Annotated in this window: 23 protein-coding genes and 2 pseudogenes; 7 read left to right on the top strand and 18 right to left on the bottom strand. The window is 59.5% G+C overall.

Translation table 11 applies throughout. The annotated features are described in order from the left end of the window. Positions 1–63 precede the first annotated feature (63 nt). Both QTA57_RS05525 and QTA57_RS05520 read right to left on the bottom strand, forming a co-directional pair. On the bottom strand, positions 64–855 hold the full coding sequence (locus QTA57_RS05525; protein ID WP_290154043.1) for a calcium-binding protein: 792 nt from the start codon (positions 853–855) through the stop codon (positions 64–66). Continuing rightward, a complete protein-coding gene (locus QTA57_RS05520; RefSeq protein WP_290154042.1) occupies positions 821–1,882 on the bottom strand; it encodes a serine hydrolase domain-containing protein in 1,062 nt (353 codons plus the stop codon). Before QTA57_RS05520 ends, QTA57_RS05525 begins: the two co-directional genes overlap by 35 nt. Positions 1,883–2,158: 276 nt before the next feature. Here QTA57_RS05520 and QTA57_RS05515 point away from each other — a divergent pair. Further along, positions 2,159–2,302: pseudogene (locus QTA57_RS05515) on the top strand (integrase core domain-containing protein); the annotation flags it as partial. A 91-nt stretch (positions 2,303–2,393) separates the two neighbouring features. On the opposite strand, the gene QTA57_RS05510 reads toward QTA57_RS05515, so the two are convergent. From QTA57_RS05510 to QTA57_RS05470, 9 genes are all read right to left on the bottom strand, one after another. Beyond that, the gene (locus QTA57_RS05510) at positions 2,394–3,236 is read right to left on the bottom strand and encodes a fumarylacetoacetate hydrolase family protein (protein WP_171559970.1); all 843 of its coding nucleotides are present in this window, start codon (positions 3,234–3,236) and stop codon (positions 2,394–2,396) included. A 9-nt stretch (positions 3,237–3,245) separates the two neighbouring features. Further along, on the bottom strand, positions 3,246–3,983 hold the full coding sequence (locus QTA57_RS05505; protein ID WP_290154041.1) for an SDR family oxidoreductase: 738 nt from the start codon (positions 3,981–3,983) through the stop codon (positions 3,246–3,248). Then, a complete protein-coding gene (locus QTA57_RS05500) occupies positions 3,980–4,807 on the bottom strand; it encodes an amidohydrolase family protein (RefSeq protein WP_290154040.1) in 828 nt (275 codons plus the stop codon). The genes QTA57_RS05505 and QTA57_RS05500 overlap by 4 nt, the downstream gene beginning before the upstream one ends. Next, entirely contained in the window at positions 4,807–5,079 is a 273-nt protein-coding gene (locus tag QTA57_RS05495; RefSeq protein ID WP_290154039.1) for an L-rhamnose mutarotase, read from the bottom strand. Before QTA57_RS05495 ends, QTA57_RS05500 begins: the two co-directional genes overlap by 1 nt. 55 nt (positions 5,080–5,134) lie before the next feature. After that, positions 5,135–5,563, bottom strand: coding sequence for a carbohydrate ABC transporter permease (locus QTA57_RS05490; protein ID WP_290154795.1), 429 nt, complete (start codon positions 5,561–5,563; stop codon positions 5,135–5,137). Further along, positions 5,560–5,955 carry an ABC transporter permease family protein gene (locus QTA57_RS05485; RefSeq protein ID WP_290154038.1) on the bottom strand — a complete coding sequence of 132 codons (396 nt, stop codon included), beginning with the start codon at positions 5,953–5,955 and terminating at the stop codon, positions 5,560–5,562. Before QTA57_RS05485 ends, QTA57_RS05490 begins: the two co-directional genes overlap by 4 nt. A 10-nt stretch (positions 5,956–5,965) precedes the next feature. After that, complete coding sequence (locus tag QTA57_RS05480) at positions 5,966–6,886, bottom strand: carbohydrate ABC transporter permease (protein WP_145214012.1); 921 nt, start codon at positions 6,884–6,886, stop codon at positions 5,966–5,968. A gap of 61 nt (positions 6,887–6,947) precedes the next feature. After that, positions 6,948–8,207, bottom strand: a complete 1,260-nt coding sequence (locus QTA57_RS05475; RefSeq protein ID WP_290154037.1) for an ABC transporter substrate-binding protein — start codon at positions 8,205–8,207, stop codon at positions 6,948–6,950. Between the two features lie 31 nt (positions 8,208–8,238). Beyond that, entirely contained in the window at positions 8,239–9,297 is a 1,059-nt protein-coding gene (locus QTA57_RS05470; RefSeq protein ID WP_290154036.1) for a mandelate racemase/muconate lactonizing enzyme family protein, read from the bottom strand. Positions 9,298–9,545: 248 nt separating this feature from the next. Here QTA57_RS05470 and QTA57_RS05465 point away from each other — a divergent pair, with 248 nt between their 5' ends. From QTA57_RS05465 to QTA57_RS05455, 3 genes and pseudogenes are all read left to right on the top strand, one after another. Then, the gene (locus QTA57_RS05465; protein ID WP_290154035.1) at positions 9,546–10,178 is read left to right on the top strand and encodes a GntR family transcriptional regulator; all 633 of its coding nucleotides are present in this window, start codon (positions 9,546–9,548) and stop codon (positions 10,176–10,178) included. A 1-nt stretch (position 10,179) separates the two neighbouring features. Further along, a pseudogene (locus QTA57_RS05460) lies at positions 10,180–11,234 on the top strand (ABC transporter ATP-binding protein). Positions 11,235–11,239: 5 nt separating this feature from the next. Continuing rightward, positions 11,240–12,220 (top strand): aldo/keto reductase, encoded by a 981-nt coding sequence (locus tag QTA57_RS05455; protein ID WP_290154034.1) that lies wholly within the window; start codon positions 11,240–11,242, stop codon positions 12,218–12,220. 313 nt (positions 12,221–12,533) lie between these two features. Here QTA57_RS05455 and QTA57_RS05450 read toward each other — a convergent pair whose 3' ends face one another. From QTA57_RS05450 to QTA57_RS05440, 3 genes are read right to left on the bottom strand one after another with little or no spacing between them, the layout of a single operon-like run. Beyond that, positions 12,534–12,977: a MarR family winged helix-turn-helix transcriptional regulator gene (locus QTA57_RS05450; protein WP_145213994.1), complete on the bottom strand. Its 444-nt coding sequence runs from the start codon at positions 12,975–12,977 to the stop codon at positions 12,534–12,536. Between the two features lie 53 nt (positions 12,978–13,030). After that, on the bottom strand, positions 13,031–13,288 hold the full coding sequence (grxC, locus tag QTA57_RS05445; RefSeq protein WP_145213989.1) for a glutaredoxin 3: 258 nt from the start codon (positions 13,286–13,288) through the stop codon (positions 13,031–13,033). Positions 13,289–13,324: 36 nt separating this feature from the next. Continuing rightward, complete coding sequence (locus QTA57_RS05440) at positions 13,325–14,047, bottom strand: ComF family protein (protein ID WP_290154033.1); 723 nt, start codon at positions 14,045–14,047, stop codon at positions 13,325–13,327. Between the two features lie 67 nt (positions 14,048–14,114). On the opposite strand from QTA57_RS05440, the gene QTA57_RS05435 reads away from it, so the two are divergent. Further along, entirely contained in the window at positions 14,115–14,945 is an 831-nt protein-coding gene (locus QTA57_RS05435) for a methyltransferase domain-containing protein (RefSeq protein WP_407933498.1), read from the top strand. 14 nt (positions 14,946–14,959) lie between these two features. Continuing rightward, positions 14,960–16,009, top strand: coding sequence for a ferrochelatase (hemH, locus tag QTA57_RS05430; protein WP_407933497.1), 1,050 nt, complete (start codon positions 14,960–14,962; stop codon positions 16,007–16,009). A 6-nt stretch (positions 16,010–16,015) separates the two neighbouring features. Here hemH and QTA57_RS05425 read toward each other — a convergent pair whose 3' ends face one another. From QTA57_RS05425 to QTA57_RS05410, 4 genes are all read right to left on the bottom strand, one after another. Then, positions 16,016–16,153, bottom strand: a complete 138-nt coding sequence (locus tag QTA57_RS05425) for a hypothetical protein (RefSeq protein ID WP_290154031.1) — start codon at positions 16,151–16,153, stop codon at positions 16,016–16,018. A gap of 111 nt (positions 16,154–16,264) precedes the next feature. After that, positions 16,265–16,663: a (deoxy)nucleoside triphosphate pyrophosphohydrolase gene (locus QTA57_RS05420; protein WP_171559947.1), complete on the bottom strand. Its 399-nt coding sequence runs from the start codon at positions 16,661–16,663 to the stop codon at positions 16,265–16,267. Then, on the bottom strand, positions 16,660–17,925 hold the full coding sequence (argJ, locus tag QTA57_RS05415; protein ID WP_290154030.1) for a bifunctional glutamate N-acetyltransferase/amino-acid acetyltransferase ArgJ: 1,266 nt from the start codon (positions 17,923–17,925) through the stop codon (positions 16,660–16,662). The genes QTA57_RS05420 and argJ overlap by 4 nt, the downstream gene beginning before the upstream one ends. 10 nt (positions 17,926–17,935) lie before the next feature. Next, positions 17,936–18,766, bottom strand: a complete 831-nt coding sequence (locus tag QTA57_RS05410; RefSeq protein WP_290154029.1) for a peptidylprolyl isomerase — start codon at positions 18,764–18,766, stop codon at positions 17,936–17,938. A 226-nt stretch (positions 18,767–18,992) separates the two neighbouring features. On the opposite strand from QTA57_RS05410, the gene secA reads away from it, so the two are divergent. Then, entirely contained in the window at positions 18,993–21,701 is a 2,709-nt protein-coding gene (gene secA, locus QTA57_RS05405) for a preprotein translocase subunit SecA (RefSeq protein ID WP_290154028.1), read from the top strand. Positions 21,702–21,735 lie beyond the last annotated feature (34 nt).

The following is a 21,735-nucleotide window of genomic DNA, read 5'->3' as shown; positions in this document are numbered from 1 at the left end:
TCCGTATAATAGATCGGGTGGGCGCATAACCTGCGCGCACCCCAAAAAATGACTTTGGCGCCTTCAGAAGATAAAACTGTCTTCGGTCAAGGGCTCACAACTGTTTCCGAAGATGGAAATCTCGGCATCGCCGAAGCTGATCTGCGTATAGCTACCGTGTGTGCTGATCTCAAGGTCACTGAAGCTCAATCCAGTCTGAGAGAAGTCGAGCAGGTCTTCACCAACACTAAAGTCAAAGATGCGATCCTGGCCAGCGTCGAGCTGAAACACAAACGTATCGGCCCCGTCGCCGCCCCACATGTAATCGCGGCCGGCACCACCATCGAGCACGTCATCTCCAGCACCGCCGCGCAACATGTCCGTCCCATCGCCACCCGACAGAACGTCATCGCCGCTGCCGCCGCGCAGATGGTCGCGCCCTGCGCCACCGCTCAGGTGGTCATTGCCCTGATTGCCGCTCAGGATGTCATTGCCCTCACCGCCGTCAATCGTGTCATCGCCATATCCACCACGAAGATGATCATTGCCAGCACCGCCAATCAGTTGGTTGTCGCTGTGCGCTGCATCTGGCGTTTGGCGAAGAACATCGATGACATCCCGACCATCGGTGCCGATCGACAGCGTCGAGCCGTCCGAAAAGGTGAAGCGACCCGTATCCAGATCACCCAGTCGGCCTTCAAAGGTCAGGCTGGCGTTGCCCAGTTCCAACACGGTTTCTGGTCCGCCTGCTGCATCTTCATCCTCGGTCAGCGAAATCTCGGCCGCTGTGCCTGCAATCGTAAAGCTCTCATCCGATGGATCGAAACTTGCCCAGTTATCATCATTGAAGATTTCGGCGAAGGCGGCGACCAGCAATTCTGTAGGTTCCGCATCCGAATGGGTGGTCGCGATGGAGAAGATTGTACCGGATTCGACATGCAGGAAGGTCGCTGTATTTGTCCCCAGGGTACCGCCGGCGAACCCAATGAATTGTTGCCCATACGCGATGCCCGACGACAGACCAAGGCTTTCTCCATCCAGACTTGGGGTGCCATCCTCTGCACGGAAGTCCAGCATCTCTTCCAATTGCTCGGGTGGCAGCAGCGTGCGAGAGACCAGCAACGCGTCCATGAAACGGATCATGTCTGAAAGTGGTCGATACAACGCCGCCAGACGCACCAAAATCTATGGGTACATCTGTGACGTCGATGACATCGCCCGGGAAAAGCTCCGCATAGGACCGCAGCATACCGTCTGTTTGGCCTTCGGATCTCATCGAGCTGTCATCCATGCCAGCAACAGAGAAAATACGGTCGGACATCACTTCAGCGAAACTGTCGCCCGTCGTTTGTTCGATCAATTTTTGCAGAAGCAAGTAGTTTGTATTTGAGTATCCGTAACCTTCGCCAGGTTCAAAGTCGGCGGGTTGATCTGCGACAAGCGCCAACATGCCGTCGGGCCCCAACGTCTGAGTTGGATCGGCTAAGAGCAGTTCAATGAATGCGGGCAAGCCTCCTTCGCCGGGAACTGTATCGAAATCGGGGATGCCAGACCGGTTAGCCAGCAACTCGCGCACGGTCACCTCTTCGATATTGGGAATGCCTTCCAGACCGGATAGATCCATTTGTTCCGACAGCGGGGCGTCAAAGTCGATCGCCCCTTCGCCAACCAGTTGCTGAATGATGACCGATGTCATCATCTTGGTCTGAGACCCAACTTCAAATGTATTGTCCGTGCTGGCCGCCCGATCGCCGTCAAGCTCAATCGTACCGGTGGCGTTGCGCACCGACAGCCCGTCGCGTGCCACCTCAATCAAGACAGCGGGCGCAGGACTGTCGTCTGCGAAGTCTTCCATCGCGCGGGCAGGTGCCTCTTTCAAGGCGTTAGGGTCAAAATGGGACATGGTGTGTATCCTTGTAGAAATCCGAAAAACCGCGAACCATTAGATCCGCTGCGCCGTTCTTGTCAGAAGGGGCTGTCGGGTGCGTCCGGATCGGTCGGGACGGACAAAATGCGATGTAATGCCCTGTTTCGGCCGCGGGGTATGCGGCGAGTTCAGCATCCACTGACGGCGGAGTTTCGGACTATCCGCATAGAACTCTGCCAATTACCTTCGTCTGACCACGCAACCTGAAGCAAACGTATCGATTCAGATTTTTGGAGAGCGCTCTGGTCGGCGAACGGACATTGCCAGAGCTTCAATGTCCGGCTCCCAGAAGAGTTTCTCAATGGTGGAATCTTTTATAGCCTGCACGAGTCGCAAATCCTGATCGATGGACAAAGAAAACACTACAACACCGTCAGGCCAAACAGCACTCGGGGATAGTGTCCGCCAGCGCCGTAAACCATCATCCCGAAGGATCAAGGGCTGGCCATGCCCTAACAATCAAATTGAACGACTAGGGTGGAGATGATCAGCCCGCAACAACCCTTTGACGCTGCACGCCCAGGCCTCTGATGCCCAACACCATGCTGTCGCCGGTCTGGAGGTATTGCTCAGGCTTTTGCCCCATGCCCACACCCGGCGGCGTGCCGGTCGAGATCACATCGCCTGGCTGCAGGCTCATGAACTGCGACAGGTGAGACACAACAGTCGCCACGCCGAAGTGCATGGTGCGGGTCGACCCATCCTGAAAGCGCGTACCATTCACCTCGAGATACATCGGCAGGTCCTGCGGATCGGTCACCTCATCGCGGGTCACCAACCAGGGGCCGATCGGGCCGAACGTGTCGGCGGATTTTCCCTTTACCCATTGGCCGGAGCGATGCAGCTGAAAATCCCGCTCGCTCAGGTCATTAACCACACAATAGCCCGCGACATGATCAAGCGCCTCGGCTTCGGAGATGTATTTGGCGGGCTTGCCGATCACAACGCCCAGTTCGACCTCCCAATCGGTTTTGACCGACCCGCGGGGAATTTCGACATCATCGTTTGGGCCGACAATGGCCGAGGTCGCTTTGAAGAAGATCACCGGCTCTTCAGGCAATGCCATACCTGCCTCCGCCGCATGATCGGCGTAGTTCAGGCCAATGCAAATGAACTTGCCCACGTGCCCCACGCAGGGCCCGATACGGGCATCGCTCGGCAGGGCGGGCAGGCTTTCGGGGTCAAGCTGGCGCAGCCGGGCAAGGCTCTCGTCGCTCAGCGCATCCCCCGACACATCGTCGATATGGGCCGAAAGATCTCGCGGCATGCCCGACGCATCCAGCAAGGCCGGTTTTTCTTGGCCCGCTGGGCCAACACGTAGCAGTTTCATGGTATCTCCTTAAACGTTGGACCAGCCACCATCGATGACATGGGCAACTCCGGTCGTATATGCGCTCTCGTCGGAGGCCAGATAGACTGTGAGCGCCGCAATTTCTTCGGGCGTGCCGATCCGGCCAATGGGCTGCCGGGCAACAAAATCGGCATGGGCAGCTTCGTAATTGCCGGTAGCGCGCAACCGGTCATGCAATGACGGACTGTCCACCGTGCCTGGGCAGATCGCATTGCAGCGGATGCCTTGCCCGATATGGTCCGCCGCCACAGCTTTGGTCATACCGATCACGGCGGCTTTAGTGGTGCCATAGACAAAGCGGTTTGGCGCCGCGATGACCGAAGAGGCGACCGAAGACATATTGATAATCGATCCGCCGCCCGCCGCGATCATGCCGGGCAGGAAGGCGCGGATCATCCGGTACATAGCCGTCACATTGAGTTCGACCGAGCGTGCCCAGGCGGCCTCGTCACAATCCAGGATCGTGCCGTTGTCAACGAAGCCGGCGCAGTTGAAAAGAACCGAGGGCGCGGCGATTAGATCACGGAACCCGGCGATGGCGTCGGGATCGCAGACATCGAAAACCGCCGTCTTGATCCCATCTGCGGCCAAACTCTCCAACGCCCCGGCATTGATATCGGTGGCCAGCACCCGCGCCCCCTCCGCTGCCATTGCCAGGGCGCAGGCCCGCCCAATACCCTGCCCCGCTGCCGTCACCAGGCAGGTCTTGCCATCTAATCGTTTCATGTTGTCTGTTCCTCGTTCAAACCGTAACAACGCGCGGCGGTGCCTAGGAAGACCTGGTCCCGCTCGTCCTGTGACATCCCGATTGCCAGCCGCTCAGACAGATCAAACCATGCCTGATAGGTCGAGGTTTCCTGCAAGACCGGAAAGTCGCTGCCCCACATCATGCGGTCCGGGCCGAAGACGCCATAGACCATATCCCAGACATGTTGATGAAACGCGTCGTCCCGGCTCTGCGCTGTGAAACCCGACATTTTGCATATGACATTGGGTAGATCGGTGAATGCAGCCAAGTCTTGGCGCCACGCCTCAACCGTCGCTGGTGTCGGTTTCGCTGCGTGGTTTATAATGATCGGCAGATCGATGTGGCATTCGGCAACAGCGGCGACGCCGCGAAGATGATGCGGCAAGGCCAACGCTTCCAACACTAGATCGGTTTCGGCCAGCGCGGCCAACCCGTCAGCGTAAGCCTCGGTGCTCAGCCATTCCGGCCCTGCGGCGATCGCTTCCATCGGGCGTAGGCCCTTAAGCCGGGGATTGCGCGCCATCTCTGTGATCACATCGCGCGCATCCGGTGCCGTCAGGTCGGCCCATCCGGTCACGCCGACGATCCTGGGATGCGCCGCCGCCTGCTCCAAGAGCCAGTCCGTCTCGGCCCATGTCGGTGCCGCCTGTACCGCTATGACGCCAGAAATTGGCAGATCCTCTTGCGCCGCCCACATATCACCAGGGAGAAAGTCGCGGTGGATGCGCGGGCGCGCAGGCGTCAGCCAGTCATAATCCCCGCGATCGAGCCTCCAGAGATGGACATGAGTGTCGATCGCCATCAGCGTTCCCTTTGAAGGGGATAGATCTGCTGCAACGGAGACCAGACCGGCGCGTTTGGCGCTTCTGACAGTGGTGCCTGACAGGCTTTGGTGCGGGCCATCCAGTCGGCAAGCTCCGGCAAGGCCCGCAACCGTGCGCGGTCGGCATCCAGATCACTGCCCAGATAGTCGAAGCTGGCGATTGCATACCCCCCAAGCAAGTGCAGCCGATAGTCCGCATGCCCATGGGCCAGAAGCGCAGGCCCGACCACAGGATCAGGGGCGCGATGCATAGCCAGATACTCCTGCACGTGACTCGGCAGGATTCGCGTGGCCACAGATGTCGGGTCATTTGGTTGCCCCCTGCGTTAGGCCCGAGACCAGCTTCTTCTGCAAAGGCAGGAACAAGAGCAGCGTTGGCACTGTCGCGACCACGGAGCCCGCCATAACCGCCCCCCAATCGACCTGCACATCGCCGAAATACTGGTAGAGGCCCAGGGGAATGGTCTTCAACCCATCCTCGGTGATCAGAGCCAGCGCCAACAAGTATTCCGACCAGCTTTGCAGGAAGCCGAAGGTGGCCGCCGCGACCAGACCGGGCCACATGATCGGCAAGATCACCAGGCGGATCACCTGAAACCGGTTCGCCCCATCGACAATCGCCGCTTCATCAAGCGCCTTAGGGATCGTCGTTAGATAACCCACCAGCAGGTAGATGGTGAACGGCGTGACAAAGGCCGCGTAACACAGGATCAAGCCGATATGGCTGTTGATCAGGCCGCTGCGGGCGAAAAAGATAAAGATCGGATTGACCAGGATGATCCAGGGAAAGAACTGCCCCCCATAATCGCGCCGAACACGAAGCCCCGCCCCGGGAAGCGGAACCGCGACAGCCCATATGCGGCAAACAGCGAGATCGTGCAGGCGAGCACTGTCGCCGCCGCGCAGATATAGAGCGAGTTGAAAACATAGACGAAATACCCATCCGACAGGATCGACAGGTAGTTATCGAGAGTGAAGCCCCCGTCGCTAGAGACCAGTGACACCGAGATATTCTGAATCGAGCCCCGGAAGACGAAGGCTGCGGGGGCCAGGAGAAACACCATGAAGAGGGTGACGGCCAGAAACATGCCACCATTTTCAATGGCTCTTGCCAGACGTTCGCGCATTGCCATTTCCTCAACCCACCTTGTCCTGCATGTCGCTCAACCCGAAGAAGCGGAAATAGAGCGCGCCGAACAGGGCCATGACCACCGCCATGACAATCCCGATGGCGGAGCTGTACCCGATCCTGAGATCCACAAAGGCACGCAGGTAAATCTCGGTCGCCAGCACATTGGTATAGGTACCGGGTCCCGCGCCCGTTGCGAGCCAGACATAGACAAAATTATTGAACGTCCAGATCACCGACATCAGCCCTAAGACCGAGATCGTCGGCATCAGGTAAGGCAGCGTGACAAAGCGGAATTGCTGCCACGTTGTGGCACCGTCAATCGCCGCGGCCTCGTTCAGTTCTTCTGGGATCGTTTGCAGAGCAGCCAACAGAGAGACCGCGATCAAGGGCGTGGTGTTCCAGACAATGATTGTCACGATGGAAGGCCAAACGGTTGTCAGCTCGGCGAGAAACGCCACCGGATCATCGATCAGACCGGTCCAGAGCAGCGCCTGATTGATCGCGCCATGGGTCGGATCAAACAGCCAGCGCCAGGCGATCACAGCGACCACCGGCGGCGTCGCCCATGGGACCAGCAGCATCAGCCGGGTGACCGTGGTCAGTCTCAGCCCCGCTACAAAACGCGAGTTCAGCAGCAACGCAAACAACAGCCCCAGAAGCAGCTTCAGCGACACGCTGATCGCCGTCAGCCAGACCACCGTGTTGAAGGCGATGTCAAAGAAGCTCGGGCTGGTCAAAAACTCAGTATAGTTCGCAAGCCCGACATTTTCGCCCCCCTGCCGCAACTGCAGCAGCGTGATGTCGGTGAAGCTCAACTCCAGATTATACAGCGTGGGATACAGGTAGAACCCGACGAGGATCAGGAAGGTTGGAAACAGCATCCAGAAGGCATTGATCCGGTCACGGGCGGTTGGGGAGAGTGCCATCGAGGGCTCCTGTCTGCGATGAATGAGGGCCGATCAGCACGGACCGGCCCTCTATCATGGGTCAATTATCGAGCACACGCTCGATCTCTGCCAGCAACTGCTCCGCCGCTTCGGTCGAGGTGACCTGACCCGACAAGGCCGAGCCAACAGACCGCGCGGTCAGGTTCCAGAGCTGCCCGACGCCCGCGCCGCTTTCGGCATAGGCACCCCAAGTGCGGGTATGGTTGGCAAGCTGATCGGCAAAGCCCAACTCTTCGCTGCGATACTCGATCTGCGACAGCAACGTGCGCTGCGCCGGGAACTGGTTGGTGTAATAGGTCTCGAACAGGCCCGCCTCGGTCAGATACTGCAGCAATTGCCACGCCTCGGTCGGGTGATCGGTGTTGGAGTTCACCACCAAAGTGCGCCCACCCAGATGAGTCTGCGGCCCTTCGCTGCCCCCCATCATCGTACCGGAGGCAAAAGGCACCTCGGCGCCGGGATTGGCCTCCTCAAAGGCCGAAAGAAGCTGACGATAGGTGTTTGTCGGCATCACCGCCATCGCCTGCGAGCCATCCAAGAGCGCTTGCAACAGTGCCGGATCATGTGGCACCTCAATGGCCAAAACCGAACGCGGCACAAGCTCTTCGTTGATATAGGTGCCGAAATAATCGAGCGCAGCAGCGAGTTCCTCGACGCTCACGCCAGGCTGGTATCCACCCGCGCCATCCTCTTCAACAAGCGTCAGGCCGTTGGACCACAGATAATAGTTGAACGGGAACCAGACCTGATCGGCGGCAGGGAAGGCAAAGCCGGTCTTGCCAGTCTCTGCCGCGACGGTCCGGCTGGCGGCCAGGAGCTCATCCCAGGTTTCAGGCATCGCCTCGATCCCAGCCTCGGCCAGCACATCGGTCCGGTACACCATGGCCCATGTGTCAGCAGACCAGGGCACGCCCCAGGCACGGCCGTCATACATCGTCAGGTCGGTGGCGATGAAATCGTCGAACCCATTGGCGAACTCGCCATACTGGGTCATCTCGTCGATGGGCATCACGATGCCCGCCTCGGCCATTTCCTGGGTCCAAACAAACGCGATATGAACCACATCAGGGCCCTGCCCCACCGCACCCTCGCGCAGGAACTGTTCGCGAGAATCGCCCCAAGCAATTGTTTGAAGCTCGACTGTGATCCCAGGGTTGTCCGCCTCGAACGCATCCAGGGCGGCGCGCATTTCCTCGCGCTCGCCATCGTTAAACCGGAATGTCAGCTCGACATCCGCAAAGGCCGCGCTTGCGGCCAGTAAGGCCCCAGCCGCGGATGTAAGAGTTAGAAACTTGCGCATGATATCCTCCCTTTGATGAACAGCGCTATCGTCAGTGCACATCTGCCTGAGCAACCTTGAACCTCTTCAGGGCCTCGGGGTCGGGCACAAAACCAATCCCCTCGCCTCCGGGCAGCTGCATTTTTCCATTGGTGACGCCCAGGTCGATCTCCCCGAGCTCGGTGCGAAGCGGGTTGGGGTTGGCGTCCAGTTCGAGCGGTCCCGTACCGCCAACCGCCGCCAAGACATGGGCGCTGGCCGCAAGACCAATGGCGGTGCCCATGTAGTGCATGGCACAGGTGCGCCCTGCGGCATGAATCTCACTCCCCACCGCATAGGTGCCACTGACGCCGCCCCATTTCGCAACATCGGGCTGTAGCACCGTCAACCCGCCCAAATGGGTGTAGTCTCGAAAGGCCAGCGCCGATGTAATGTTCTCGCCGGCCGCGATCGGGATCGGGCTGACGGCGGTCAGTTCAGCCCACTGATCCTGCGGGGCATCTGCGGCGATCGGCTCTTCGATGAAGCCAAGGTCAAACTCGGCCAGCGCTGCCACCGCCTCCTTTGCTTCGCTCAGACACCAGTTCTGGTTCGCATCCGCCATCACCGCCAACTGCCCTCCCGCAAGGTCGCGAAAGCGCCGCAGCAGGCTCATATCGGTGGCACGGTCAAAGCCGATCTTCAGCTTGGTCGCGACATGCCCATCGGCCAACACCTCTCCAATCGAGGCTTCAAGTCGCGACACATCGGGGGTGCTGGCATAAACGGAAATCTCGCCACCCGGAGCGTCGGCGAGAAAAGAGGCCAAAGGCCGACCCTGCGCTCGTGCCGCGATGTCGGCCAGGGCCGTGTCGATGGCGGCAAAACAATGGGCAAACGGGCCAGGCTCGCCAGTATGGCGGGCCAGTCGACCAAGATCGCGCTCCAAAACCGGTCGACATTGATCAAAACGGTCGAGCTTCCGACCCAACAACATCGGCGCGATGACATCTTCGATCAGGAACAACCGGGAAAGATTGCCCCGGGGCGGAAAGTTGCACCACGCCTCACCCCATCCCTCCACGCCATCGAGTGTCGTCAGCTTCACCAGCAACCCATTGCGCACCGGCATGGAGCCCAGTGACGATTCAGGTCCGCGAGGGGGTGTCACAGACACTGCAAACACTTGGATTCTATCAATGATAATCGGTTGCATTCACAGTCAGCCTTGATGTCGATCACTGACTGGGTAACTGATTAATCAGTAATTGACAAGTGATTCATTTACCCATTATCACTGACTGCGAACTAGTAGATCGATGAGAAATGAATAAACTCGCCGCACCTAACCCAAGATAGAAGTGACCGGACCGCAAAATCATGTCTCGCATCTCAGCCTATGAAAGTTTCCGCGACCGGCTCTTTGCCGGGGATTTGAAACCTGGTCAGTTTGTGACCCAACGCGAGCTTGCGGAGCTGGCCGGTGTCTCGCTTGGCAGCGCGCGAGAAGCGATCCAAAGGCTGGAGCACGACTCGCTTCTGAAAGTGCATCCCCAGCGCGGCATTCAGGTGGCCGATGTAACCCTGCGCTTCATCCGCGAGGCGTTTCAACTCCGGTCTATCCTCGAACTCGCGGCTGTCCCGGACTACTGCGAGTTCCATCAGGATAAGGCAGAGGTGACCCTGAGGGATACCAATGACGTGTTACAGCGCGCGCAGAAGGAAGCCTCCGCTGAGGTTCTGAGTCAGGCGGTGGATGTAGATTGGCGGTTCCACGATGAACTTGTCGGCGCGATCAACAACGAGTTGGTGGAAGAAACCTATCAGATCAATGCCGTCCGCCTACGCCTGATCCGCACTAATATTCGACTGAGCGCGAAACGGGTCTTTGGCGCGCTCGAAGAACATATCGCGATTTTGGAAGCCTGCGCCCGGGGCGATGCCGAGGCCGCGCAATCGAAACTGTCCGACCACCTAAGCGTGGCGATGCAACGGGCCATGGAAGGCATTTGAGATGAAACCAATTGCGCTGCACGACGTCCGCAAATCCTACGGCGCCATACCTGTTATCCACGGGGTCGACATCGACATTGAACCGGGAGAGTTCGCGGTTCTGGTCGGCCCGTCGGGGTGCGGAAAATCAACCCTGCTGCGCATGCTGGCCGGGTTGGAGTCGGTAACCGGCGGCGAGATCGTCATCGGCGACAGTGTGGTAAACAACGCGCTTCCGAAAGAGCGCGATATCGCCATGGTGTTCCAGAATTACGCCCTTTATCCGCATATGACCGTCGCCGAAAACATGGGGTTTTCGCTGCGCTTGGCACGGGCCGACAAGGCCGAGTCCCGGGCGAAGGTCGAAGCGGCGGCTGAAATTCTAGGGCTTGGTCACCTTCTCGACCGTTATCCGCGCCACCTGTCCGGTGGTCAGCGACAGCGTGTAGCGATGGGGCGTGCGGTACGGGCCCCATCGGTGTTCCTTTTTGACGAGCCGCTTTCCAATCTCGATGCAAAGCTGCGCGTTAAGATGCGAACCGAGATCAAAGAGCTACATCAGAAGCTGAAAACAACGGTTGTCTATGTGACCCACGATCAGATCGAAGCCATGACCATGGCCGACAAGATCATTGTGCTTGACGGCGGCCATGTCTCACAGATCGGCTCCCCGCTTGAGCTGTACAACCAGCCGCAAAACAGTTTCGTGGCGTCTTTTATCGGCTCTCCTTCGATGAACCTGTTTCCGGCCAAAACAGAGACTGGCGGCACGGCGCGGTTGGAAGATGGTCAGGCCGTTGCATTGCCGCAAGCCGTGGCACCAGGTAGGGACATCCTGTTTGGCATCCGTCCAGAACATCTTTTGCAAGACGTCGCCACCCCCGCATCCACATCCGCGTGGCGGTGGTTGAACCCACCGGGGCGGAAACGTTGATATCGGCGCATCTGGGCGAGACCGACGCGCTGGCCGCCCTGCGTGGTCACGCGAATCTTTCGTCAGGTGACCAGCTTGGTCTGTCCTTCGATGACGCCCATGTGCATCTTTTTGATGCCGAAAGTGGCTTACGGATTGGGTGACAAAGATGGCATTGGAGTTGCCGCAAATCGGCCTCGGTACGGCGGCGGTCGCGGGGCTCTATAAAGAGGTAGCGCGCGACACAGCGCTTCAAACGCTTGAGACCGCATGGGACCTTGGCATCCGGTATTTCGACACCGCCCCGCATTACGGGCAAGGCAAGGCCGAAAGACTCCTCGGCGATTTCTTACGGGACAAACCGGATGAGGAAGTCATCACGTCCACCAAAGTCGGGCGATTGTTATCGCCGTCCGCAGTAAGGCACGCGGCGCTGAACGGCTTCGTGAACCCGCTGCCCTTCGATCAGAACTACGATTACTCCTATGACGGGATCATGCGGTCCTATGAAGACAGTCTGCAGCGGCTTGGATTGAACCGGATCGATATCCTCTACGTCCATGACATTGGGGAACGTACACATGGTAGACGCAATGACATCTACATGGCGCAACTCGTCAATGGCGGATTTCGCGCGCTAGCGGATTTGAAAGCCTCAGGTACCGTACAAGCCATTGGAATCGGTGTGAACGAAGTCGAGATCTGCGAGACAATTCTTGCGCAGGTCGAGATAGATCTAATCCTGCTTGCCGGCCGCTATACATTGTTGGATCGTTCCGCTGAAGCGCGCCTCTTGGAGATGTGTGACCGTTCAGGCACGCGTTTCGTGATCGGTGGTGTCTTCAACTCCGGCATTCTCGCCACCGGTGCGGTGGAGGGGGCCCACTGGGACTACGGGCCAGCACCAGAAGAAGTATTGGTCAAGGTCAGTGCACTTGAGGTACTTTGTAAGGCTTTCGACATAACATTGCCCGAGGCAGCCCTCGCCTTCCCGATCCGACGCAAACAGGTCGCTAGCCTTCTTCTTGGCAACGGTCACCCGAGCCGGTTGAAAAGCAACGTCACTGCGATCAAAAATGCACAGGTGCCGCCGGCGTTCTGGGATCTAGCCAACCGACTTATCACCGGCAAAACCTGCACGACGAAATGATGGAATGACATACCGTTCAGCACGAATCCGTTGGAGAGATTGAAGACGGCTCTGGTGTGGTCGTTGTTGTATAACCCTATCCGTCTTCTCAGGCGAACTAGCCATCCGAATCTCGAAGGATGGTATCGCAGAAGAGTTTAGCTGACGTTGCGACGCGCGCCGCTACGTCGCAAGCTTTGTGCAGCGGAGACATCTCGCCATCACTGGGAGATACCAATCCTAGGCCCACAAAACAAAGCCGTCATCAAGTCGGTACTCGATGGGTTAAGATCGCCATTCCTCGAAGCAAGCCTCTAGAACCAAAGCCGTTCCATCAGCCCTCGTCTTCCAGACGCAGCCGCATCTCGCGGATCACTGGGAGGGCCGAGCGCACTCGGTCGGCGCCAATCTCCGTCACCGTTTCCGATAAGATCGGCGCAATCACCTCAAGCGCGGCATCTCTCGCCCGCTTGCCCGAAGGGCTGATCGAGACGAATTTCCGCCGTGCATCATCCCAATCGGGGCGAATATGCACATGACCGGCCCATTCCAACTTGCCCAATGTGTTGGTCATCGCGCCTCGTGTGACGTGGAACACGCGGGCCAATTGCGCCGGTGTCTTTTCCTCACCGCTCCGCGCCAAATGGTTCAACACCGAGAAATGGCTGAGCTCCATGCCTTTCGGCAACGCCTTCGACAGCCGGTTGCGCGCCAGCTGATCGGCCATGAACATTTCACTAAAAAGCGCAATGGCAAGAGGGTCTTCGGTCGAACTCATGGCGCGCATAACACATAAACCCCTGCCGCTCGGCAAGGGGTCTCAGCGTCGCGTCACGCGGCGAGCAGGGGGTCGAGCTTGCCGTCCCGTTCAAGGGCGGCCATCTCATCATAGCCGCCGACATGGGTCTCCCCGATGAATATCTGCGGCACCGTGTGGCGGCCATTGGCGCGGCTCAGCATCTCTTGCCGCTTTGCCGCATCACCCGACACGTTGTACTCGGCAAAGCTGACACCCTTGTCAGTCAGCATCCGCTTGGCCGCGTGGCAATAGCCGCAAAGCGGCGACGTATAAATTTCAACAGTTGGCATGATCTTCCGTCCAATCAATCCCGCAATCAGGGTGATTTAGGCGTCCTTGGCGACGCGCGCTAGGGCTATCACGCAGACGTTTTTTGCGCCCGCAACAAAAGCTGCCTCGGTCGCCGCTGAAAATGTCGCGCCCGAGGTCATCACATCGTCGATCAACAGCACATTGCGTCCCGCCAAAACCGCGCCATGTTTCGGATGCGGTCTGATCGCGCTCCCCAGGTTTTCAAACCGCTTCTCATAGCCGAGCCCGTCTTGGCTCTGCGTCGCAGAGGGCCGGATTAGAGCGTCAGGTGCAACCTCCACGTTCGCGGCCCGGCCCAAGGCATGGGCCAGAAGCGCCGATTGATTGTAGCGCCGCTTCAAGAGCCGCCAGCGGTGCAACGGGATCGGCACGATGAGGCTCTGCTCCGTCAGAAGCGGTGCGGCGCGTGCGGCCATCCACGGCCCTGCCGCTTTCGCCACATCGGCCCGATCACCATGTTTCAGGCCCAGAACCAGCCGCCGCGCATTTCCGCCATAGACGAACACCGCCCGTCCCCGCGACCAGGGCCGCGCCACCCGCAGACACTCATCACAGCGCAGTGCCGTCTCCTCCTCAGCGCCAGGCAGTGGCACGCCGCATTTGTCGCAGGCCGTGCCGTGGATAAACGGCGTATCGCCCCAGCACGCCCCGCAAATCGCATAATCGCTTTCGACCCGCGCGCCACAGCAGAGACATTCGGGCGGAAACACCGCATGTATCGCGGTTTGCAATCTCATATCACGCCCCTAAGTTGCAGCGGGTCAGCGAACGGAACCTCACGTGTCACACCCTACGCCAGCCGCCTTGGTGCACAGAGCCACCCTTGCCCGCCGCCGCGCCCGCGCCCGGCTGGATCAAGCGGGCTTCCTGCATGACGAGGCCAGGTTCGAGCTTCAGGAAAGACTCATCGACGTTAACAGATCGTTTACGACACCCGCGATCGTGACGGCGTTCCCAGAAATCTGGGCCGATTTCCTGCCAGGTGCGACACTGGTCGCGGATACAGAGACGCTCGACATTGCGCCGGGCGCCCATGATCTGGTGATCCACGCCATGGGCCTGCATTGGGCCAATGATCCGGTGGGCCAGATCGTCCAATGCCGCCGCGCGCTCAAGCCCGATGGATTGTTCCTCGCCGTCTTCTTTGCGGGGGACACATTGGCCGAACTGCGCGCCGCCCTTGGGCAGGCCGAGATCGAGACACTCGGCGGCCTCTCGCCCCGCATCGCGCCGATGGGGGAGCTACGCGACCTTGGCGGGCTGTTGCAGCGCGCCGGGTTTGCTTTGCCCGTGGCCGACAGCACGCGCCGCGATGTCAGCTATGCCGATCTGCCGTCGCTGATGGCCGATCTCCGCGCCATGGGCGAGACCAACGCCCTTGCAACACGGCACCGTGGCCCGACGCCCCGCCGCCTCTTCACCCGCGCGGCAGAGATTTATGCCGAGAGCTTTCCCGCCGAGAACAGGCGCATCCGCGCGACCTTTGAACTGGCCTTTCTCACCGGCTGGTCCCCGCATGAAAGTCAGCAAAAACCGCTTCGCCCAGGCAGTGCGACATCTCGCCTGGCCGATGCCCTGAAAACCACCGAATTCGACGAAACGGCCATGCCGGTTCAGACCCGAGACCAAGAGTGAAAGACGAACACCAGATGATGATGAACGAAGTGCCTCCCCATGCCGCCGCCGACCACCCCAAGGTCTCCTTCGGCAAAACCGGCGTGCTGTTGGCCAATCTCGGAACACCGGATGATTACAGCTATTGGCCGATGCGCCGCTATCTGAACGAGTTCCTCTCCGACAAACGCGTCATCGACTATCCGTGGTGGAAATGGCAGCCGCTTTTGCAGCTCATCATCCTGACCAAACGCCCGTTCAGCTCGGGCGCAGCCTATAAATCGATCTGGAATCACGACAAAGGCGAAAGCCCGCTGATGACGATCACCAAGGACCAAACGGCCAAGATGAAGGCCGCGCTTGAGGCGCGTTATGGCGATCAGGTCGTGGTCGATTTCTGCATGCGCTACGGCAATCCCTCAACCAAATCCAAGGTCGATGCCATGATCGCCCAGGGGTGCCAGAAGATCCTCTTCTTCCCCCTCTACCCACATTATGCCGGGGCCACCTCGGCCACGGCCTGCGATCAATTCTTCCGGTCCTTGATGGATGTGAAATGGCAGCCTATCGCGCGCACGGTCGAGCCCTATTTCGAACATCCGCTTTACATCGAAGCCTTGGCGCAATCGGTGGAGAAGGCCTATGGCGCGCTGGAAGACCGGCCCGACATTCTGGTCTGTTCCTATCACGGTGTGCCGATCCGCTATCTGATGGAGGGCGATCCGTATCATTGCCAATGTCAGAAGACGACACGGCTCTTGAAAGAGCGTTTGGGCTGGGCCGATACGGAGATCACCACCACCTTCCAGTCGCAGTTCGGCCCCGAAGAATGGCTGCAACCCTACACCGTGGAAGAGGTCGCGCGCCTCGCCGAACAGGGCAAGAAGAAGATCGCCGTTGTCGCCCCGGCTTTCTCAGCCGACTGCATCGAAACGCTTGAAGAGATCAACGAAGAGATCAAAGAGAGTTTCGAGGAAGCCGGTGGCGAGCAATTCACCTATATCCCCTGCCTCAACGATGACGACGCCCATATCAAAGCGCTTTCCGCCGTGGTCGAGGACAATCTGAAAGGCTGGATCGACTAGAGCGGATCAGGCCGCTTCGGCGCTGACCGGTCGCCCGGTGAAGATCCGGTCACCCACGCGGACGACGATTTTGCCGTTCTGAAGCGCGCGAACAAACACGCCTTGAACAGATACGCAGGTGCCCAATGTGATGGTTTTCAGCACAGTCTTATCCCCCGATTGGCTGTTGCTGGCCACATGTTAGACGCTTATTGCCACGAAAACGCATAAAATTTATGACATGCAGTCAATCCATTGGGGACCCTGCCGAAAATCCTACAACCAATCCCGCAAAATCGGGATGAGGGGGATGTCCGCCGCTGGCATCGGGTAGTCTCGTAGGTCCTTCGGCCGGACCCATTTCAACACTTGGTTTTCGCGCGCCGCAGGGATTCCCTCCCATTTCCGGCAGGCGAAAAGCGGCATCAATAAATGGAAACTGTCATAGCTGTGGCTGGCGAAGGTTAGCGGCGCGAGGCAGGAGGCCCATGTGTCGATCCCCAGTTCCTCATGCAGTTCCCGAATGAGCGCAACCTCAGGCGTCTCGCCCGGTTCCACCTTGCCACCCGGGAACTCCCAAAGCCCCGCCATCGATTTGCCCTCGGGGCGCTGCGCCAAAAGCACGCGACCGTCGGGGTCGATCAGAGCCACGGCAGAAACCAGAACTGTCTTCACGACCGGTAATCCGCGTTGATGGTGATATAGCCATGGGTCAGATCGCAGGTCCAAACCGTCGCGGCGCCATCGCCCAGGCCCAAATGAACCGCAATCAACAACTCATCGCCTTTCATGTAGCTGGCACCTGCCTCTTCGCTATAGCTCGGCGCCACCCAGCCCCTCTCCGCCACCAGGATATCGCCGAACCGGATGCTAAGCAGGTCGCGATCTGCCGCCGCGCCCGATTTGCCCACTGCCATTACGACACGGCCCCAGTTTGGATCCTCTCCGGCAATCGCGGTCTTCACCAGCGGCGAGTTGGCAATGGCGCGCGCGACCTTCTCGGCATCGGCGGCGTTGGCCGCGCCGGTGGCCCGAATCTCGACCAGTTTCGTAGCACCCTCACCATCGCGGACAATTTGCAAGGCAAGGTCTTTCATCACCGCTTCCAACGCCTCCCCGAAGGCGCGGGCCGTGGGGGTCTCCAACGACGCGATGGGCGCATGGTCCGCAGCCCCCGTGGCCACCACCATCACCGTATCGGAGGTCGAGGTGTCACTATCGACGGTGATGGCGTTGAAGGTCCGTTTCGTTTGATCCGACAGCATCGCCTGCAACACAGGCTGATCAATCGCGGCGTCGGTGAAGATATAGCTCAACATCGTCGCCATATCCGGTGCGATCATGCCGGAGCCTTTGGCGAACCCGGCAATGCTCACCATCGTGCCATCAATCTCGACCGTTGCTGTTGCGCCTTTCGCGAAAGTGTCGGTCGTCATGATCGCCCGCGCGGCGGCTTCTGCGCCGTCGGGCGCAAGCGCTTCTCTCAGCCCCGCGACAACGCCCGTAATCTTTTCCGGCGGCAAGGGTTCGCCAATCACCCCGGTGGAGGCCGTGAACACATGCCCCTCGGGCACGTCCATGACCCGCGCCACCTCGGCGCAAACAGCTTGAACCGTGCTCTCGCCTGCGCCGCCCGTGAAGGCATTGGCATTGCCGGAATTGACCAAGATCGCGAAGCCGGCGTCGCTTGGGTCCAAACCCGCCAGCTTCGCTTCGCAATCCAGAACCGGTGCCGCACGGGTCGCCGAGCGTGTGAAAACGCCAGCCACAGACGCGCCCGGCGCGATCTCTGCCAGCATCACATCATCGCGGTTGCGATATTTGACCCCAGCAGAGGTCGCGGCAAAGCGGACTCCGCCGATCTCCGGCATCTTCGGAAATCCGGCCTTCGGGGCAAGCGGTGAGACCGCTGGCCCGGTGTTTTCTGCATCACTCATCTTGGGCGGCTTAGTTTTCCAACAAACCCATGTCACGGATCAGCGCCGGATCGATCTCAATCTCAGGGCGCTCAACCTCAGCCTCAGAGACCAGTTCCTCCATCCGCGTCTCGACCCGTGCGTTGCGCAGGCCGTCGATCAATTCGGCACGCACGTCGTCAAGCTCGGGGGCATCCTGCAACCGGCTGTCATTGAGGATGATCACATGCCAGCCAAACTGGGTCTCAACCGGGGCCGAGACTTCGCCAACCTCCAGCTCGAACACCGCTTCTTCAAAGCTTGGCACCATCATGCCCGCGGTGAACCAGCCTAGTTGCCCACCATTGGGTCCTGACGGGCCGGTGGAGTGCTGCTGCGCCAGTTCGGCAAAATCCGCACCGCCCGCCAACTCCTCGACCAGCGCAGCGGCGGCCTCTTCCGTTTCGACCAAGATATGCGAGGCATCGAATTCCCGCGCCGGTTCGGCAGAACCATAGACGCGATCATACTCAGCCAGGAGATTCTCCTCGCTGATGTCGGCCATCGCGATCATCTCCATCATCGCCGCAGCCATGAACGCGCGCTCTTCGTTTTCCAGGCCAAGCTCCATCCGCGGCGTGACCATCTGGCGTGCGGCACCGGCCACAACCTCTTGCTGCACCAGCTGTTCCAGCATCCCGTCGAACAAGACTTGATCGGGCAATTGCTGATACTGCTCAGGCAAAAGCGCCTGCATCGCGATCAAGTGACCCAGGGTGATATCGGCCCCGTTCACCGTCGCCAAAACCGTGTCTGCGTCTTGAGCCTGGGCGGGAACCGCCATCAGCGCGGCAAGCGCCGCACCCGCAAGAAATCGTTTCATCCAAGAAATCCTTTGTTACGAAGGCCCAATGATCTTTGGGCCGCGTTGACACATATCCGGCGGCCCCTTATGTCCCTGACGGGTTTTGCACCGGGGCCGTGCCGGTCTTGCCGCCGTTGATAGACTGCAGCGGTAGACCAAACAAGCCGCGTGCAACACACGAATTGATGATCCGGGGAACGCCGCCGACACGGGGCCACCCCGAAAGAAAAAGGCGTTTAAACGTATGCTCGGGCTTGGAACGATCGCAAAAAAGGTTTTTGGAACGCCAAATGACCGCAAAGTGAAATCCGTGCGGCCGGTGATCGAGAAGATCAACGCGCTGGAGCCCGAGTTCGAAAAACTCTCCGATACAGACATCGTTGCCAAAACCGCCGAACTGCGGAATCGCGCCCAGAACGGCGAGGCGCTGGATGATCTGCTGCCCGAAGCTTTCGCCAACTGCCGGGAGGCCGCGCGCCGCGCCCTCGGCCTGCGCGCCTTTGATACACAGTTGATTGGCGGGCTTTTTCTGCACCAAGGCAATATCGCCGAGATGAAGACAGGCGAGGGCAAAACCCTTGTTGCGACCTTCCCCGCCTATCTCAACGCGCTGACCGGCAAGGGCGTGCATATCGTCACCGTTAACGACTACCTGGCCAAGCGGGACGCCGATTGGATGGGCAAGGTCTACACCGCGTTGGGCCTCTCGACCGGCGTTGTCTACCCGCGTCAGCCCGATGAAGAGAAGCGCGCGGCCTATGCCGCCGATATCACCTATGCGACCAATAACGAGCTTGGGTTCGACTATCTGCGCGACAATATGCGGGCCTCACTCGCCGATATGGCGCAACGCGGTCATAACTTCGCGATTGTCGATGAGGTCGACTCGATCCTGATCGATGAGGCGCGGACACCGCTGATCATTTCCGGCCCGTCCGAGGACCGGTCGGAGCTTTATGTCACGATCGACAAGCTGATCCCCGGCATCGAAGAAGATCACTACACGTTCGACGAAAAAACCCGGGGCGTCACCTTCACCGATGAAGGCAATGATTTCCTCGAAGAGCGCCTGCATGCCGAAGAGATTTTGCCTGAGGGCCAGAGCCTCTACGACCCGGAAAGCACGACCATCGTGCACCATGTCACCAACGCGCTCCGTGCGCATAAAGCCTTCCAGAAGGACAAAGATTACATCGTCCGGAATGGCGAGGTTGTTCTTGTCGATGAGTTCACGGGTCGGATGATGCCGGGCCGCCGCCTCTCGGACGGTCTGCACCAGGCGATCGAGGCCAAAGAGGGCGCCAATATTCAGCCTGAAAACATCACCATGGCTTCGGTGACCTTCCAGAACTATTTCCGCCTTTACGGCAAACTCGCCGGCATGACCGGGACCGCCGCCACCGAGGCCGAAGAATTCGCCTCAATCTATGGGCTTGGCGTGGTCGAGATCCCGACCAACCGCCCGATTGCCCGGCTGGATGAAGACGACCAGGTTTACCGCACTGGCGAGGAGAAATACGCCGCCATCGTCGAGCAAATCCGCGAGGCGCATGAGAAGGGGCAGCCGGTTCTCGTCGGCACCACCTCGATCGAGAAATCCGAGATGTTGGGCCAGCTTCTGACCCAAGCCAAGCTGCCGCATAACATCCTGAACGCACGGCAACATGAACAAGAGGCGCAGATCGTCGCCGACGCAGGCAAGCTCGGCGCGATCACCATCGCGACCAACATGGCAGGGCGCGGCACCGACATCAAACTGGGCGGCAATGTCGAGTTCAAAGTGATGGAGGCCATCGCCGCCGATCCCGAGGCGAACCCCGATGAGGTCCGCGCCAAGATCGAGGCCGAGCATGAGGCCGATGAAGAGGCCGTGAAAGCTGCGGGCGGGCTCTATGTTCTGGCCACCGAGCGTCATGAGAGCCGCCGGATCGACAACCAACTCCGCGGTCGCTCCGGCCGTCAGGGCGACCCCGGTCGCTCCTCCTTCTTCCTGAGCCTGGAAGACGATCTGATGCGGATCTTCGGCTCCGACCGGCTCGACAAAATGCTCTCGACCCTCGGCATGAAAGAGGGCGAGGCCATCGTGCACCCCTGGGTCAACAAATCGCTCGAAAAGGCGCAAGCGAAGGTCGAAGGCCGCAACTTCGACATCCGCAAACAGCTCCTGAAATTCGACGATGTGATGAATGATCAGCGGAAAGCGATCTTCGGCCAACGCATGGAAATCATGGGGGCCGAAGAGATCGGCGAGGTCACCCGCGACATGCGCCATCAAGTGATTGACGACCTGGTTCATATCCATATGCCGCCAAAATCCTATGCCGATCAATGGGATACGGAAGGCTTGCAAGAAGAGGTTCGCGCGAAACTGGGCGTTGATGCGCCCGTCGCCGAATGGGCCGATGAAGAAGGCGTCGACGATGAAGACATCCGCGAACGCCTCGAACGCTCGGCTGATGAATACATGGCCAGCAAGGCGGTGCAGTTCGGCCCGGAACAAATGCGCAATATCGAAAAGCAGGTGCTGTTGCAGACGATCGACGGCAAATGGCGTGAACACTTGCTGACGCTGGAACATCTGCGCTCGGTCGTCGGGTTCCGCGGCTATGCGCAGCGCGACCCGCTGAACGAATATAAGACCGAAAGCTTCCAACTCTTCGAAGGCATGCTCGACAGCTTGCGCGCCGATGTGACTGAGCGCTTGGCTAAGATCCAACCACTGACGCCGGAGCAGCAAGAACAGCTGATCAAACAGCTCCAAGCGCAGCAGCAGGCCCAGCAACAGGCCGCAACCCAAGCGACCGAGGCCGCAGCCGGGGCCAGCGAGGCGGCACCAGCGGCCAATGGTTTTGTCGAAGATGACCCAAGCACCTGGGGCAATCCGGGCCGCAACGATCCATGCCCCTGCGGGTCCGGCAAGAAATTCAAACACTGCCACGGGCGGCTCACCTGACGGGTGGGCGCCCCAAAGGCCCCATTTTCGCCAC

The sequence above is a fragment of the Fontisubflavum oceani genome (assembly GCF_030407165.1).
Lineage (GTDB): Bacteria > Pseudomonadota > Alphaproteobacteria > Rhodobacterales > Rhodobacteraceae > Rhodophyticola > Rhodophyticola oceani.
Note: the sequence above shows the minus strand (reverse complement) of the source record. Positions and strands in the feature narration are given on the sequence as shown.